Origin of the sequence: Desulfobacula sp. (assembly GCF_014237455.1) — a bacterium.
GTDB lineage: Bacteria > Desulfobacterota > Desulfobacteria > Desulfobacterales > Desulfobacteraceae > Desulfobacula.
In genome coordinates this window covers 88,685-105,260 of sequence record NZ_JABZFL010000041.1, presented here as the reverse complement: position 1 = coordinate 105,260, position 16,576 = coordinate 88,685, and the positions used below count along the sequence as shown (strand labels likewise).

Here is a 16,576-nt window from a genome sequence, read left to right as displayed (position 1 = left end):
AAGCCGGTTCAAATAATATGGGAACGATGGAAAGTGAAATCTTAATAGTATAATGAGAGGATGTATGCGTGTTTTTCAAGCTTTGTTGATTCTGGCCATCATTAATGGCTCAATGGTTTATGCCCGGGAGCAGCCCCCTGCCAGGGTGGTCATTTCAAAAATTGTTTTCCAAAAGGTGGCCCAGAATCGGTCTTTTATCGGTACGCTCTATTATGAACGAATCAGTCATGTCTCTTCAGAAGTCTCCGGTCTGGTAACCCAAATTGATGTCAGAGACGGAGATCAGATTCAAAAAGGAACGCCTCTGGTATACCTGAATACTGAAATTCTTGAAAAAGAAATTTTAATTCGCAAAAACCAGATTGATCAGGCTGAGCTTCATATAAACCATTCAAAAAAGAATTATCAACGAATGGAGTCTTTATATAAAAAAGGCGGGATCAGTGAAAAAGGTTATGATGATGCCAGGTTTGTTTATCAAGAGGCCCTTTTAAAAAAAGTGTCTGCCAGGACAATCCTTGAAAAATTGCTGATTCAAAAAAGAAAAAGTGTGATTAATGCGCCTTTTGATGGCATTATTCTTGAAAAAAATGTGGATTCAGGAGACTGGGTTCAGCAAGGGAAACAGTTGATCAGTATCGGGTCCGTCAATGATCTTTTTATAAAAGTACCGGTGGCGGAAACTTTGTTAAAGTTTGTTGTTGTCGGACAGAAAGTGCCGGTAATTATTAATGCCTATAATAAAGAACTGACCGGAATCATTGATAATCTGTCTCCCATCGCAGATGAAAAGACCAAAAATATTTTCTTAAAAATACGGATTCCCATGTTAACCAAGGTGGCCCAGAACATGTCGGCTACTGTGTTTATTCCCACGGGCAACGGGCAAAAGATGGCCATGATACCAAGGGATGCAGTAATCAAATTTCAGGGCAATGATGTTGTCTATACGATCAAAGAAGAAAAGGCGGCCATGCTGCCGGTCAATATCGTGACTTATCTGGGCAACACGATCGGCGTGGATAATGAGCATTTTATTGAGGGTATGCCGGTAATCGTTGAAGGGAACGAACGGTTGCGCCCTGGTCAGTCCGTTACCATTGTTGGAGAAAAATAGATGGACATCATCCGTTTTTTTATCCATAAACCGGTAACTGTAGCAGTGGGTGTCATCCTCACAGTCATGTTCGGGCTGATCGGGTTTCAAAAGCTTCCTGTCCAGTTGACACCGGATGTTGAAACCCCATTGATTACCGTGAATACAGCCTGGTATGGTGCCACACCCTATGAAATTGAAAAAGAGATCATTGAAAAGCAGGAAAAAGTTCTGAAAGGCCTTCAGGGACTCACAAAGATGGAGAGTTCCAGTTACAATGGTTTGGGTACGATCACCCTGTCTTTTAAAATCGGAACTAACCTTGACGAGGCTCTGCTCAGGGTATCTAATAAAATGTCTGAGGTCGGTAATTATCCGGAAAACGTCACCAAACCCACCATAGAGTCATCCGGAGCCAACAGCTCGCCGATTATCTGGATGGTCCTAAAGACAGTGCCAGGCAATCGCGGACACATCAACCAATTCAGGACGTTTTTTGAAGATAATGTTCGTCAGCATCTGGAGCGAATTAACGGTGTAGGCGCCCTTCTAGTTTTTGGTGGTACCGACACAACCCTGGATGTGGTCATTGATGCCGGAAGAATGGCTCGTTATAATGTGTCCATCAAGCAGATTATTACATCCATCCGCAGAACAAACCAGAATATTTCCGCAGGCATTCTGGGCATGGCTAAGAAAAATTATCGTATCCGGACCATCAGCCAGTTTCAAACACCTGAGGATGCCCTTGATGTGGTCATCTTTGATGATGGAATAAAGCGGGTCTACCTGCGGGATGTGGCCCAGGTTAAAAAAGGGTATAAAAAAGAAGCTGCTTCGGTTCTTCACAATGGCGAACAAGTGATTGTGGTTGCTGTCAGAAAGGAAAAGGGAGCCAACGTTCTGGATATGACGGATGCAGTGGAAAACGTGGTTCATGAGTTGAATAAAACTATTCTTGCCCGCAATAAATTGGCCCTGGAAATGGTTTCTGATCAGCGTCCCTACATTAACACGGCAACCTATCTGGTGAAACGCAATATCCTCATCGGCAGCATGCTGGCAATCTGTGTTCTTCTGCTGTTTTTAAGAAGTGTACGGACAACATTGATCACCGGCATTGCCATTCCCATTTCAGCTATTGGCTGTTTTGTTTTTCTCTGGCTGCTGGGAAGAAACCTGAATGTTGTGAGTATGGCAGGGATTTCGTTTGCCGTGGGTATGCTGGTGGACAACTCCATTGTCATTCTTGAGAATATTGACCGCCACCGCAAGACGGGTAAAAGCGCTTTTGATGCCGCCTATGAAGGGACAAAAGAGGTGTGGGGGGCAGTTCTGGCTTCTACTGCAACCACAGTGGCTGTGTTTTTACCGGTCATTTTTATCCAGGAAGAGGCCGGACAATTGTTCCGTGACATCGCTATTGCCATAACGTCTTCTATTTTTTTGAGCCTTATTGTTTCCATTTCCGTGATTCCCACCCTGTTTCATCTGTTTTACAGAAAAAAAAACAACATCAAGACCAATAGGCTGCAAAAGAGTATTATTGGTCCATTTCTGGCCGACAATATATTGAAATTCAGCAAATTATGCATGAAAAATACCGGTACCCGGCTGTCAGCGGTTATTCTGTTTACCAGCCTCTCCATTGGTTTGACGTCCTGGCTGCTGCCAAGTGCTGAATATCTGCCCCAGGGAAACAGAAACCTTATCCTGAATATTCTTATTCCGCCCCCTGGTTATTCTGTAGCCAAACTCAAAAGCATGGGCAAGGATATATACAAAGCGACCGAACCTTATTTCAAGGAAGATGGAAAAGACGGTTTTCCCCAGATTCAGGGTATGTTTTTTGTGGGGGCTGACCGCATCACGCTTTTTGGCGGAACCAGCACCCATGAAACCCGTGCCCGTGAACTGATCCCTCTGTTCAGGCGGGTAATGGGCTCCATTCCAGGGGTTTTTGGTGTTAGTATCCAAACGGGACTTTTCCAGTCCGGTATCGGAAAAGGCAGAACCGTGGATGTCAATATTTCAGGAGAGAATATTCAGGATATTATCCAGGCGGCATATGCCCTGTTCGGAACCATCACCGCAAAGATGGAGCGCACCCAGGTTCGCCCGGTACCCTCCCTTGAAGCCAGTTATCCGGAAGTAAAAATAATTCCAAATAAGGAAAAGCTGGCTGCCAATGGCCTTACAGCAGAAGATTTGGGGGTCTATGTCGATATCCTGATGGATGGCCGCAAAATTGAGGAATACCGTCCTGAAGGGATCAAACAGGTTGACCTGGTACTCAAAGGCCGGGATTCTTTTGGCAGTTCGCCGGAAGATATTTTGAACTCCACCATCGTCAACAGCTTTGGAGACCTGATCCAGGTCAAAGATGTGGCAGGGATCTCATACGGTGAGGGCATGCCTCAGATCAATCACCTGGAGCGGGATCGTACCATTACCCTTCAGGTTACCCCGCCTGCCGATCTGGCCCTGCAGAGTGCCATGGACCTGATTGAAAATGATATTATCCCCTCATTGGAAAAGACAGGAAAACTTACAAACGTCAGGGTGGGCGTCGGCGGTAATGCAGATAAACTCGTGGAAACCCGGCAGGCCCTTCAGTGGAATCTTCTTCTGGCATTGGTCATCACCTATCTGTTGATGGCAGCCTTGTTTGAAAATTTTTTGTATCCCTTTATCATTCTTTTCACCGTCCCCCTGGCTGCTGCCGGTGGTTTTGTAGGTCTTTGGGCCGTCAACACCTTTATTGCTCCCCAGGGCTTTGATGTCCTGAGCATGCTGGGGTTTATCATTCTAATCGGTACAGTGGTAAACAATGCTATTCTCATTGTTCATCAATCATTAAATAATGTCCGCTATAACGGCCTCGTTGGGAAAGAAGCAGTGGCAAATGCCGTTGAAATCAGGATCAGACCTATTTTCATGAGCGCCACCACCAGCCTTCTGGCCATGATGCCCATGGTATTGTCTACCGGTTCAGGCAGCGAACTGTATCGCGGACTGGGATCGATCCTGCTTGGCGGTCTTGCCATGTCAACGGTTTTTACCCTCTTTGTGATCCCTTCCCTGCTGGTTTTTGTTATTGGTTTTGAAACAGCTAACCGTATAAATCCGGACAGACCAGGCTAATGTATGATAAAAAATTATTCTTAGTTCATAATTTATAGATGAATGATTTCCATTTGAGTGTCTGTAATCTGTGCAAGACCCATATCATCGGCCAGATTAAAGACCTTGTCCAGTTTTGAATTCACCACCCTTGAATCGTTGCCGATGATTGAAAACCCGATTTGAGCCCACGAATGACTGTCATTATAGTCAGTTTCCGCAATGGAAATATTGAACTTGTTTTTAATTCGGTTGATAATGGATTTAACGACCCTGCGTTTTCCCTTCAAAGAACTGACACCATACAGTTTAAATTTGATTTTGCCTGTTCCGACCACCATGAATATTTCCTTGAATAGGGTTAAAAATTCAGACAACCAAGATCTGTTTGTTTTTTAACCATAAACAAGAGGTTGATTTTTTTCAATCTTTTTTCAAATGATCATTTTATGCAAACAAAAAAAATAAGAGATTTTAACGAAAATAATGTGATGTAAAAAGATTTTCAAAGCAGAATTCTGATTACTCCAATAAAATTTACTGTTGCGCTTGGGGGAAATAAATCATGGAAATAACCGTTTGTAATATTGCCAAAAGCAGGCTTGAGACAATTGATATAAATATCACCCAGGATAATACGACCCGGTTTGATTATAGTGAAGAAAACACAAAGATCCATATGCTGACCGACATTGAACATGGATTATTAATCACCGAACATAACTTTAACTATCCTGTTCTAATATATGACGTCACAAGAAAAGATATTGGCAATGATACAGACAAAGCCTGGAAATTAAAGGAATCATACATGTGAAATTGACAAAGCCATTGGGGTGGTCATGACCACCCCAATGGCTTTCCCCAAAGCTGAGACAGGCTCAATTTTGAAAAATATTTTTTTAATCAAGGTGGGTCAAATTTGGGTTGTAAAAGGGTCAATTTTCGGTTGTAAAAAACAAACAATTAATGGATAGACTTGATCATGCTATTTTGGATGTAATTGACAATCAAAAAAACAATCAAAAAATGGCTTCAATCGGAAAGTTATTTTGAGAATCGCTATATATTCGAAATCAGTTTTTTATTACCTCAACTCTTTAATCTTTTAAATAAATTAATAACAAATTTAATTGATGATTTTCTATCCGACATTCTAAAAAAATAATTTATGGTTTGTTTTAGTTAGTATTGGTAAGTATTTGCTTTCTTTTATTAATTGATTGACATAAACAGAGTCATAAAGTATAAGCGCTGGGGATTAATTATACTAAAAGGAGAAAAAATGAAAAAAACATTTATCTTAAAACTGATTATCACATTTATTGTAATGACTCTGCCATTATCCGTTCAGGCAGGATCAAAAAATAAGCTGACAATATTCCATGCAGGAAGCCTGACGGTTCCATTTGCAAAAATTGAAAAGGATTTTGAAGCACAACACCCTGATATTGATGTGCAGAGGGAAGCAGGTGGAAGTACTAAAATGGCGCGTATGATATCAGAAGTTGGTAAGCCTGCAGATATAATGGCTTCGGCAGATTACAAAGTCATTGATAACAACTTAATACCAAAATTTGCAAATTTTAATATAAGATTTGCCACCAACCAGCTTGTTCTGTGCTATACAGATCAAAGCAAAGATAGTGATAAAATCAATAAAGACAACTGGCATGAAATATTACAAAAAAAAGGGGTTAACTGGGGGCATTCCGATCCCAACCTTGATCCATGCGGATACCGCAGCCTTATGGTGCTCCAGCTTGCTGAAATATTTTACAATATTGACGGGCTTTATCAAAAAATTGTTGATAACAGACCAAAAAGAAATATCAGACCTAAATCTGTCGAACTTGTCAATCTGCTTAAAACAGGGAATATGGATTATGCCTGGGAGTATTTATCAGTTGCCATTCAGCACAATTTAAAATTTATTAAAATGGATGAGCATATTAATCTTGGTCATTATCAATATGATGTTTTTTATAAACAGGCCAAAGTAAAAGTTACAGGTAAACAACCTGGAACCTGGATTACAAAAAAAGGCAAATCATGCACCTATGGAGTTACAATGATAAAAGATGCTCCAAACCCTGAAGCCGCTAAGCTGTTTCTTGCATTTCTTTTGTCTCCGGATCATGGTTTGAAAACATTAAAAACAATGGGACAGCCGCCATTTATTCCCTGTCGTGTACCAACACAAAAAATGGCAGATTTTATCCCAACTGATTTTGCATCTTTTGTACAGGTAAAAGAGTAAAAAAAGCAGATGAAAAAAACTGAGCCTTTAACATGGCTGTTTGCTCTACTCAGCCTGCCATTGATTCTTCTGTTAACTTTGCCTCTTTTAAAGATGACATTTGAGCCTTCTATGGCGATGTTACTGGAAACAATATGCGATAAAGATGTGCTTGCTGCCATGGGAAGATCCATTGGCACAGCTTTAAGTGCATCTTTTATTGCATTTGTATTGGGTACTCCCCTTGCTTATCTGCTGGCAAGAAAAAAACTTTTTGGCAAAAAAATTATCGAAGGTATTATTGATCTTCCAATCATGATACCTCATCCTGTGGTTGGTATTGCTATTTTAAGCCTTGCTGGTAAAAATCATCCCATTGGCAGGTTTATTTCTGACCTTGGAATACAGATAATGGGCACTAAAACAGGCATTATTCTGGTACTTTTATTTGTTGGAATGCCTTTTTATATCAATACAGTAAAAGCAGGATTTGAAAATGTGCCAGTACGTCTTGAAAAAGCTTCCCGTACCCTTGGAGCAGGAGCGTTTTCAACATTTTTACGTATTACATTCCCCTTAACCTGGAGACATATGATACTTGGATTTATCATGTCCACGGCAAGGGCAATAAGTGAATTCGGGGCAGTGGTGATTGTGGCATATCATCCCATGACAGCTCCTGTCATGATTTATGAAAGGTTTACAGCCTATGGGTTAAAATACTCTCAACCCATAGCTGTCTGGTTGATTGTTCTATCGTTTATTCTGTTTATTTTTTTGCGACTGTTTTCAAAATCAGTTAACAATTATAATTAAGATATGATTCAACTTGAAAATATAAAACTCTCTTTTGCTGATTTCAGCCTTGATAATATTTGCCTTGATATTAAGAAGAATGATTTTTTTGCTTTAATAGGCCCCACAGGATCAGGCAAATCTTTACTGCTTGAAACAATCGCAGGACTTCTTCCAATTGATGAGGGGAAAATTTTTCTTAAAAATAATGATATTACAGATTTTTCAGTTGAAAGACGTAATATTGCAATTGTTTATCAGGACTTTGCTCTTTTTCCACATCTCAATGTTACAAACAATATATTATATGGTGCCAGGTATCATAATATCTCTAAAAAAACTGTAATGGAACGATTTGACATGCTTGTCAATACTCTCGGGATTGGGAAAATTATCAAAAGAGGCACTACAAATTTAAGTGGTGGTGAAAAGCAGCGTATCTCCCTTGCCAGAGCTTTAATATTAAAGCCGAGCCTCCTTCTTCTTGATGAGCCTTTATCAGCACTTGACCCTATATTTCATGAAGAGGCAAAAGAGCTTTTAAAAAAAATACATCAAGAATTTGAAATTACAACGATAATGGTCTCCCATAATTTTTCTGATGTTCTCTATCTTGGGAACAGGGGGGCAATTATAAAAAACGGCAAAATAATGCAAAAAGGAGAAATTGAGGATATATTTGAAAGACCAAACTCTATTTTTACAGCTCAATTTGTTGGGATGAAAAATATTTTTCCTCTCTATACAAACAAGGATAAAATCTTTATTCAAACTAATGGTAAAGATATTGCGATTGTTTTAAACCGAAATTTAAAACAGACTCATACTCATATTGGCATTCGCCCTGAAGATATCTCCATTATTGATACAAACAGTGATAAATATGAAAATATATTTAATGGTACAATTGAAAAAATTTCAAGCTATGGGATATATTTAAATGTCTCAGTTGTAACTAATAACAGTTTGAATTTTGATATTATTGTGCCCAGAATTTATATGCGCGATCATAAACTTGAAATCAAAAAAGATATTGTTTTTGGATTCCCTTCCAATATAGTCCACTCCTTTTGAGGTGGCTCGACTTAAAAGTCAAGTTTACTTGCATTGGCCATCAACCACATCAAACTAAACAATACAAATATTATTCATAAAAATAAATTTGATCGCCAGTGCAGAATACTTGCCAGTCCGGGGTTTTTTGAATCAAAGCCCTACACAAGATCTTGTGGTTGGAGGAAAATTTTATTTGTCACGCAGATAATCAACCCTTTATATATAACACCTCCTGTAGAAATGCTTCAGTACACCTGAGATTTTATAAATTTACTTGCAATCACCCTGTTAACTCGGAACAGTTCTCTTGACCTTAAAGACAAAATTATTTATTCTGTAAAATAAGATAGTCTTTATTTAAAGAGAACGGCTTAAATGAATCAAAAAAAATATTTAATCTTTATCCTGATCAGCTTTTGTCTGCTTTTTTCGGCAAGTATGCTGTATGCGTCGCAAAACAAGCAAAAAGTTTATATCATCCCTGTTTCAGGGCCAGTGGAGCCGGGCATGGCAGCCTATGTCAAAAGAGCACTGGAAGAGATTGAAAACGAAACAGACGCTGTTTTTGTGTTTAAAATGGATACATTTGGCGGCAGGGTGGATGCAGCCCTTGATATCGTGGACACGATTTCCAATGTTCCAAAAGGAAAAACCATTGCATTTGTGGAAAAAAGAGCCATTTCCGCAGGTGCCCTGATTGCTTTGTCTTCAAATCTGTTGTTTATGAAAGGAAATACCATTATCGGGGATTGCGCACCCATTATCCAGACCCAGGAAGGCCAGAAAATGGCCGGAGAAAAAATTCAGACGGTTCTCAGGGCAAAATTCCGGGCTCTTGCAAAGAAAAATAATTATCCCGTAGTACTGGCAGAATCCATGGTCACCATTGATATGGAAGTCTACCAGGTGGTGATGGACGGTCAAAAAAGCTTTATGAGGAAAAAAGCCTATGATGATCTGACAGAAGATGAGAAAAAAAAGATCAGTGCTAAAAAGACCATCGTTGCCAAGGGAGAACTTTTAACCATGGACGATGCAGAAGCCGTTGACTTCGGGTTTTCCCAAAAAAGCGTAAAAGATATAGAAGAAGCATTGTCATTATTAGGTTATGAATCAACCGATATCATTACCATTGAAGAATCCTGGTCTGAAAGCATTGTAAGGTTTCTACAGCCCTTTTTACCCATGTTGATGCTCATCGGAATCGGTGCCATATATACGGAAATAAAGGCCCCCGGATTTGGCATACCCGGGATTGTCGGCATTACATGTCTTGGACTGGTATTCTTTAGTCAATATCTGGTGGGCCTTGCAGACTATACGGAATTACTGCTCCTTCTCATCGGTGCCCTGCTCCTTGGCGTAGAGGTGTTTGTCCTTCCCGGGTTCGGTGTTGCAGGTATTACCGGACTCTTGATTATTGCAGCGGGTCTTGTCCTTTCTTTCCAGGGGTTTGTCATCCCTGACCCTTCATTTCCCTGGGAAGGCGCGTTGTTGATGAAAAACCTGGCACTGGTACTGGGCTCTTTTATGTTTGCCTTCCTCATATCCTTATTCATGATCCGGTTTGTTCTGCCGCAGTTGTCAAAAATTATGAAAGGGCCTTATCTTGATGCCACTCTTGAGCACTCCCATGTGGATGCCACAGCAAAATTAGCGGTGAAACCGGGAGATACGGGGATTGCCCACTCATTTCTCCGCCCGTCAGGAAAGGTAATGATACACAATAAAAAGATCGATGCTATTACCCGGGGTGAATTTATTGACCGGGGAACACCGGTTCTGATTGACAAAATAGAACAGAATCGAGTAATAGTTAAACCCAAGATATCCTGAAATATAAAGGTTTGGAATGAAACTCTATCTCTTACCCCTTTTTCTTCAAGTGATCGGAATTCTGGTCATCATTGCTGAAATTTTTATTCCGTCGCTGGGGTTGTTATCCGTTATCGCGCTGGTCACTTTTTTTTATTCCTTATACCTGGTGTTTACAACCATATCCACAACCGCCGGGATGGTCCTTGCAGGTCTGGATATCGTCCTGGTTCCTGTGTTGATTATTTTGGGGCTGAAAATACTGGCCAGGTCGCCTTTGACACTAAAGCGGGAGTTATCAAAACAGGATGGAGTGGTTTCCCAAAAAGAGAAGCTTGAAGCATATATAAATATGAAAGGAAGATCTGTCACTGATCTTCGCCCGGCAGGAATGGCACAGATTAATTCACAACGCGTGGATGTGGTGACGGATGGAGAATATATTGATGCGGATACGCCCATTGTTGTAACAGGTGTGACCGGCAATAGAATTATTGTAGAAAATTCAGAATAAAAGGAGAAAATTTCAATGAATCTTATGTATATTTTGTTTATTATTGCAGGCATTATCGCCCTGGTGCTGTTTTATTTTATTTTTTCATACCTGGCCTTATGGCTCCAGGCATTGGTGTCCGGCGCAAAGGTAGGGCTGATCAATATTATTTTCATGCGGTTCAGGAAAGTTCCGCCCAAGCTGATTGTTGAATCCAAAATCATGGCGGTTAAAGCCGGCATTGAAATTCCCACGGATGACCTTGAATCCCACTTTCTCGCAGGGGGCAATGTCAGCCGTGTTGTCCAGTCACTCATTGCAGCCGACAAGGCCAATATCGATCTCGCCTTTAACCGTGCCGTGGCCATTGATCTTGCAGGAAGGAATGTGCTGGAAGCTGTTCAGATGTCTGTTAACCCGAAAGTCATTGAGACCCCTCTTGTGGCTGCCATGGCAAAGGACGGTATTCAATTGAAAGCCATTTCAAGGGTCACGGTCCGTGCCAATATCGACCGTCTGGTCGGCGGAGCCGGAGAAGAAACCATCCTTGCCAGGGTGGGAGAAGGTATTGTAACCACCATCGGGTCAGCCATCACCCACAAAGAAGTGCTTGAAAATCCGGATTCGATATCAAAAACAGTTCTGAAAAAAGGGCTGGATGCAGGTACTGCCTATGAAATTTTATCCATAGATATTGCTGATGTGGATGTGGGTAAAAACATAGGAGCAGAACTTGAAACCGATCGGGCCGAGGCAGACAAGAAGATTGCCCAGGCAAAAGCCGAGGAGAAGCGTGCCATGGCCTTTGCCCAGGAACAGGAGATGAAAGCCCGTGTCCAGGAAATGCGTGCCAAGGTAGTAGAAGCAGAGGCCCAGGTGCCCCTGGCCATGGCAGAGGCTTTCAGAAGTGGTAATATGGGTATCATGGATTATTACAGGATGCAGAATATTTCCGCTGATACTAAAATGAGAGACCAGATTGCCACCCCGGAGTCAGACTCAGATCCTAAACTATAACTCAACCAAGCCGGTCCCTTCACCTTTTCAAAGGCAGGGACCGGTGAGCAACAAAGGATTGATCCATGGATTTTGATTCAATCATAATGTTTCTTTTTATTATGGCTTTTTTTGTTTTGCCTTCAATTTTAAAGCAGATTCAGGCTAGAAAGAAAAAAACCGCAAAACCAAAAAAAACCAAGAAGATGCCATCCATATTTGGCCGGATCGGTGAACGGATCCAGCAATTTGTTCAGGAACTTGAAAATCAGGCTAAACAGCAGAAAAAGGAAGTCCGTGAGCAGGAGATTATTTGGGAAACGCTTGCAGAAGATGAAGATTCATCCCCTGTCTTTGAAAGTGTTGAGGATGCTGCTGATTTCAGTGAGCCTGAACCTAAAGAAGTAGAACGCCCACTAAAAAAGAGGATTCACTCTCGAAGATCCGGACAAGAACCTTACATTAAAGAGCCTTTGTATCCTTTGCAGGAAAAGTATTGTTTTAAGTCTAATCCATTACAAAATGCTATTATCTGGTCTGAAATCCTGTCCAAACCCTTGGCATTGAGGGATAAATAGAAAATTTTTTCGGGACGTTATCTTGCCATATAATTTTTAAATATTTTTTCATGGGCGATATATATTTCCCTGTCTGGATCAGTCAGATATTTGCGAATGGCATCGACCCGTTTTAACATTTCACCTTCTGCCCGTTTCCTCATTTCCTTTTTTGTCTGAATAATATTTTCTTTAAGATTTGGTGTTCTTTTTCCGGCATAGTATTTTTCTTTTTTCAGCTTTATCCTCATTTCAATCAAATTTTCCCGCTGTTGGTTATGATTTTCATCCAGGAACAGGATTTCAGGCATTAAATCGGCGAAATGGGTGACGGCAATAATATCTTTTTTGCGTTGCCAGTAGCCTAATAAAAATTCAGGTTCAAGATCTTTATAGTTTTGTAATGGCATGTACATTCTTCTTAAATATAAAAGAACTTTTTCCGTTTTTTTCCTGTGGCCGCCGATAATGACGGAACCGCCGACCTCATCTTTTCTGACGCCTTTGGTCCAGGGAGCGCCGGTGATACCGAAATCAATGCATAAGGGAATCCTTAAAAGTGCGGAAAGTGTATTCAGGGCAAGGGCATAACCGGCTGAGGGCCCGCCCACATTATATGAAGCGGAAAGCAATTGATGGTGAAGGGAATATCGCTGTAAAAAATCACCAAAAATCCAGGCAATACTATAATTAGGATTCAATTCCTGGATATAGTTTTTTACCATGGTTAATGCTTCCTGGGCAGATTGTTTTGTCATTTGAACGGCCATGTCAAGCTCAGCCGTACTTGCTGAAGAAGAAGATACGGCTCCGGTAACAATAATGGGAGATCCTTCCACTCTCCCGGTCAGGCTGGTGGCAATGGGCAGCAGCATTCCTGTAAGATCATTGGCACCTACACCAATGATAAACCCGACCTGGGGTTCTTTGCTCAACTCTGTTTCAAGAAATTCATTGAGCTGGATAGATCCTTTTCTTACAGGACTTTGGGATATCTCTCTTCGGGCGGACTCAAGATGGGCTTCTACAAGCGGGTAAGCTTTTTCCGAGGTGATATGATCCACATAGACCAGGATCTGATCATAATGCTCTACAAAGTTTTTTAAATCATTTTTGATTTTTGATTTGATCAAGGGTGGGGCTTTGACAGCATCAAGAATGCCTATGAGGGTTTTAAAATTAAGTTTGATAAAATCATATTTTTCCTGCTGGGTGGATTCTTTAAGCTGCCGAAGTTTTAACAATACCTTATATTCCGTACTGCAAAGAGCAATGGCTTTTTCCGTGAACGATGTGTAATCAGCCGGTGTGTTACAGATCTCCTGGGCAGTCTCAATAATCTTTTCAATTTCAAACTGGCGTTTATGGGGGATCTTTTCAAATTGTTTTTTTATAATATCAAAAATATCTTTTTGTCTCATATGACCTGATATTTCAAGCGTTTTCAGTCGTTTTGATCGGATCAGGGCAGGGTCTAAGATGTCCAGGCGGTTGGTGGTCAGCGCTGTAAAGACCTTATTTAAGGGAATTTCTCCATCAATAATATTTAAAAATTTATTGGTCAAAGCATCTGACGGTTGGCCGCCTGTGGCACTTCTTCTGGGTGCCAGAGCATCACCTTCATCAAAGAAGATGATGGTGGGGGCGATCATTTTTGCAATATCATAGACCTTTTCAAGATTGGAAATTGCCCCGTGAACCGGGCTTGACGGGTCTTGAAGTGCAGAAGGACTTGTGGCAATATCATGAACCTTCAGGTTGGAGGAAAGCCAGGTTCTGACAAGAAAGGTCTTTCCACTGCCCGGAGGCCCTGTCAGAACAACCCCCTTATCCTCGCTGATACCGTAGCTGAAACAATTGTTGGCCATTTCTGAGAATTTATCTTTTATATTCCCCACATACTCATCCCATTGAACGTCTCGATCCATGCGATCAACAACTTTGTCGTATAATTCACCGTATACGTTTTTGGCCACCAGTTGAAAAGCACTTCTGACCAGGATGCTGTTATCCAGGAAATCAAGGATGAAATCTCCCCGGATGTTAATAACGGATTCGATGAGTTTTCTGACATAGGCAGGGCTGATTTTAAGGCTTCTTTCTTTAAAAATGGCATATATTATTTTTGCGGCTTCATCAAGGCTTTTGGAATCCTGGTGATATTTTGTGGGAATCTGATGGCGTTTGATTTCAAGGAATATGATTTTTTTAAGATTATTCGGATTCATCCAGTACTTGGACATATCAATGATACACCCTTTTTCCACAAATCGTCTGTATATGGCTGAATCAAATCGACGGGTCTGGTCACTGGTGGCAATGATAAAGCAGTCCCTTCTTCCTTCAATTATTTCATCCAGGACGATATTGGAGGTGTCAATCAGGGTCCTCTGCTGTTTTTCAATCCCTCCGCTGTGGCTTCCTTCAGATTTTCCAAAAGCGGAATGGGCCTCTTCTATGTGCCGGATGGACGTTACTTTGGGGTGGCCCATGGCTCGTTTAAAATAATTACCAGGCTCGCCTGATAAAGCGGTCTGATAATCATTGGGTGTGATAATAGAGGAATCAACGGTGATCCCCCGTTCTTCAAAATAAGTCAGGTTGTTCATAATTCGTTTTTTCATAATACGTCTTAAAATCGGAATTCGGGCAAGACGGTTGTAAAATGCCTGTTTCCGCTTTCTTGTAATTTTTATGGCAAACTCGGGATCTACCTCTTCGAGGCTTGTGAAAAGAGTGTGATGGGCAAGAATTTTTTCTTTTTTCTTTTTCCAGTCAACCATGGGGATGATTTCATTTCTGAATACCACTTTTTCAAGTGTTTCTCTGACCGTAGCACTTTTACCACTGCCGGATGTGCCTTCTATCAGAACAATCGGAGCTTTGGGAACATCCGGATCTTCAATATGTTCCTTCCTGATATGGGCCCTGTATATTTTTTCAAAAGTTTCTTCAAGTTCCATGGGAACATGGAGGTCTGTCAGCTCCTTGTCCAGTACGGCGATCAGATAGTGGTATTCCGACTTTGTCAGTTCTTTTTCAATAATGGTATTCCAGGAAGCCCCGGGATTGATTTCCCCTGAGTATAAAAATCGTTTTTTCCAGTCCCTGAGGATTTCAGGGTTGTTTAACACATTCATTTTTCTTTTTTTCCATTTCATAAAAAAGAAAAGGAAAAAGGATTCTTTCAGGAGTGAAATCAAGGGATGGGGCGGTTTGTACTGATTCAGACGGGATCTGACAAAGGCTTTGGTGTCATAACTCCATGTCGCCACAAGCGCTTCTATTTTTTTTATGGAGTCTTCAGGAAGCCTGATAAATGTCTTTTCTTTTGTGGTCCTTTTTGCCATACCCAACTCCTGAGGCAAGATAAAGTCAGCTTGCAGTTAAGGTGATATTAAAATGGCCCGTGGTGAAGTCTCCTCTTTGTTGTTTATCAAGGGGGCGTTCATTTTTTTTTGAAACAGAGGAGGCAGTGTTAGAGATGGCGGCTGCCCTGCTCCATGAAGGACAAATGTTTTTTGCTCTGACTGGTTCTTTTCATAGGCAGTGGCCCATTTTTGCTGGGAAAGAAATTCAAATAATGCCGGGTTCACGTTCTGTTTATCAGATCCTCCCAATGCAAGGTGAAGGGATTGGATGCCTTCAAGATATGCCCTATACAGTTTTTTGATTCTGTCAGCTTCCTGGTCTGCTGCATAATTGTCTGCTTCTGCAATAAGCTGACGTCGCTTTTTTTCCTCTGTTGCTTCAACCAGTTTGTCGCCGAAGCGGGTTTCGTTGAGCACGAAACTGACTACCTCAATGCCGTATTTGCCTTCAATGGTCGGGCCGTTTTTGTTGATGGGGCGATTTTTCAACGCCTGGAAAATTTCTTCTTTTATTCTTTCTCTTTCACTGATCAGGTTATTGACTTTTTTGGCCTGCAGGGTGTCTTTGGCAATACCGTCAAAGTCCCCCTGAAGTAGAATTTCAGGAGAAAGGTTCTCAATTCCCCAAACCTTTAAATCTTTTATTTTAAAGGTCATCAAAGCAGAAGTCCAAAGGGCCACGTTTTCTTTAGAAATAATTTTTATGGGGGCGGAACTTCCACCCAGATACAAGTTCTGATTCATTAAAGGAACTTCTTTTTCAAGCTTTGTAAAAAAGGGAAGCCTGAAATGCCAGCCAACATCTGTTACCGCCTGTCGTTGCCCGCCGAACTGCTCAAGGATAACCGCATAGTTGAGCTTGACCTTATAAATGACTTTGGTTGAATAAACAACAGCAGCCAAAGAGTAAAAAAGTGCGACAATAAAACAGATAAATGCCATTCTTCTGATTAAAGTCATCACCCTGGCCCGTTGAAGAAATACCTGCGAAGACTGATTCTTCATAACTGATCCTTTCTTATTGATAAATGCCAG

At 41.1% G+C, this 16,576-nt stretch carries 13 protein-coding genes; 10 read left to right on the top strand and 3 right to left on the bottom strand.

Going from position 1 to position 16,576, the window contains the following annotated elements; all coding sequences use genetic code 11:
- Window positions 1-64 precede the first annotated feature (64 nt).
- Window positions 65-1,117 carry an efflux RND transporter periplasmic adaptor subunit gene (locus HGJ91_RS06320; protein ID WP_291346864.1) on the top strand — a complete coding sequence of 351 codons (1,053 nt, stop codon included), beginning with the start codon at window positions 65-67 and terminating at the stop codon, window positions 1,115-1,117.
- Window positions 1,118-4,240 carry an efflux RND transporter permease subunit gene (locus HGJ91_RS06315; protein ID WP_291346863.1) on the top strand — a complete coding sequence of 1,041 codons (3,123 nt, stop codon included), beginning with the start codon at window positions 1,118-1,120 and terminating at the stop codon, window positions 4,238-4,240. It begins immediately after the preceding gene.
- A 32-nt stretch (window positions 4,241-4,272) separates the two neighbouring features.
- Here HGJ91_RS06315 and HGJ91_RS06310 read toward each other — a convergent pair whose 3' ends face one another.
- Window positions 4,273-4,560 carry a DUF503 domain-containing protein gene (locus HGJ91_RS06310; RefSeq protein ID WP_291346862.1) on the bottom strand — a complete coding sequence of 96 codons (288 nt, stop codon included), beginning with the start codon at window positions 4,558-4,560 and terminating at the stop codon, window positions 4,273-4,275.
- A 224-nt stretch (window positions 4,561-4,784) separates the two neighbouring features.
- Between HGJ91_RS06310 and HGJ91_RS06305 the strand changes: the two genes are divergently transcribed.
- The 8 genes from HGJ91_RS06305 to HGJ91_RS06270 all read left to right on the top strand — a co-directional run bounded on the left by HGJ91_RS06305 (window position 4,785) and on the right by HGJ91_RS06270 (window position 12,191).
- Window positions 4,785-5,036 (top strand): hypothetical protein, encoded by a 252-nt coding sequence (locus HGJ91_RS06305; protein ID WP_291346861.1) that lies wholly within the window; start codon window positions 4,785-4,787, stop codon window positions 5,034-5,036.
- 468 nt (window positions 5,037-5,504) lie between these two features.
- Complete coding sequence (gene wtpA, locus HGJ91_RS06300) at window positions 5,505-6,479, top strand: tungstate ABC transporter substrate-binding protein WtpA (protein ID WP_291346860.1); 975 nt, start codon at window positions 5,505-5,507, stop codon at window positions 6,477-6,479.
- Window positions 6,480-6,488: 9 nt separating this feature from the next.
- Window positions 6,489-7,274 (top strand): ABC transporter permease, encoded by a 786-nt coding sequence (locus HGJ91_RS06295; protein WP_291346859.1) that lies wholly within the window; start codon window positions 6,489-6,491, stop codon window positions 7,272-7,274.
- Window positions 7,275-7,277: 3 nt separating this feature from the next.
- Entirely contained in the window at window positions 7,278-8,327 is a 1,050-nt protein-coding gene (locus HGJ91_RS06290; protein ID WP_291346858.1) for an ABC transporter ATP-binding protein, read from the top strand.
- 357 nt (window positions 8,328-8,684) lie between these two features.
- Entirely contained in the window at window positions 8,685-10,145 is a 1,461-nt protein-coding gene (locus HGJ91_RS06285) for an NfeD family protein (RefSeq protein ID WP_291346857.1), read from the top strand.
- 16 nt (window positions 10,146-10,161) lie between these two features.
- On the top strand, window positions 10,162-10,638 hold the full coding sequence (locus HGJ91_RS06280) for an NfeD family protein (protein ID WP_291346856.1): 477 nt from the start codon (window positions 10,162-10,164) through the stop codon (window positions 10,636-10,638).
- Between the two features lie 15 nt (window positions 10,639-10,653).
- On the top strand, window positions 10,654-11,634 hold the full coding sequence (gene floA / locus HGJ91_RS06275; RefSeq protein ID WP_291346855.1) for a flotillin-like protein FloA: 981 nt from the start codon (window positions 10,654-10,656) through the stop codon (window positions 11,632-11,634).
- Between the two features lie 65 nt (window positions 11,635-11,699).
- On the top strand, window positions 11,700-12,191 hold the full coding sequence (locus HGJ91_RS06270; protein ID WP_291346854.1) for a hypothetical protein: 492 nt from the start codon (window positions 11,700-11,702) through the stop codon (window positions 12,189-12,191).
- Between the two features lie 17 nt (window positions 12,192-12,208).
- Here the strand turns inward: HGJ91_RS06270 and HGJ91_RS06265 are convergent, their stop codons facing one another.
- Entirely contained in the window at window positions 12,209-15,520 is a 3,312-nt protein-coding gene (locus tag HGJ91_RS06265; protein ID WP_291346853.1) for an AAA family ATPase, read from the bottom strand.
- Between the two features lie 36 nt (window positions 15,521-15,556).
- A complete protein-coding gene (locus HGJ91_RS06260; protein WP_291346852.1) occupies window positions 15,557-16,546 on the bottom strand; it encodes an SPFH domain-containing protein in 990 nt (329 codons plus the stop codon).
- Window positions 16,547-16,576: the final 30 nt, after the last annotated feature.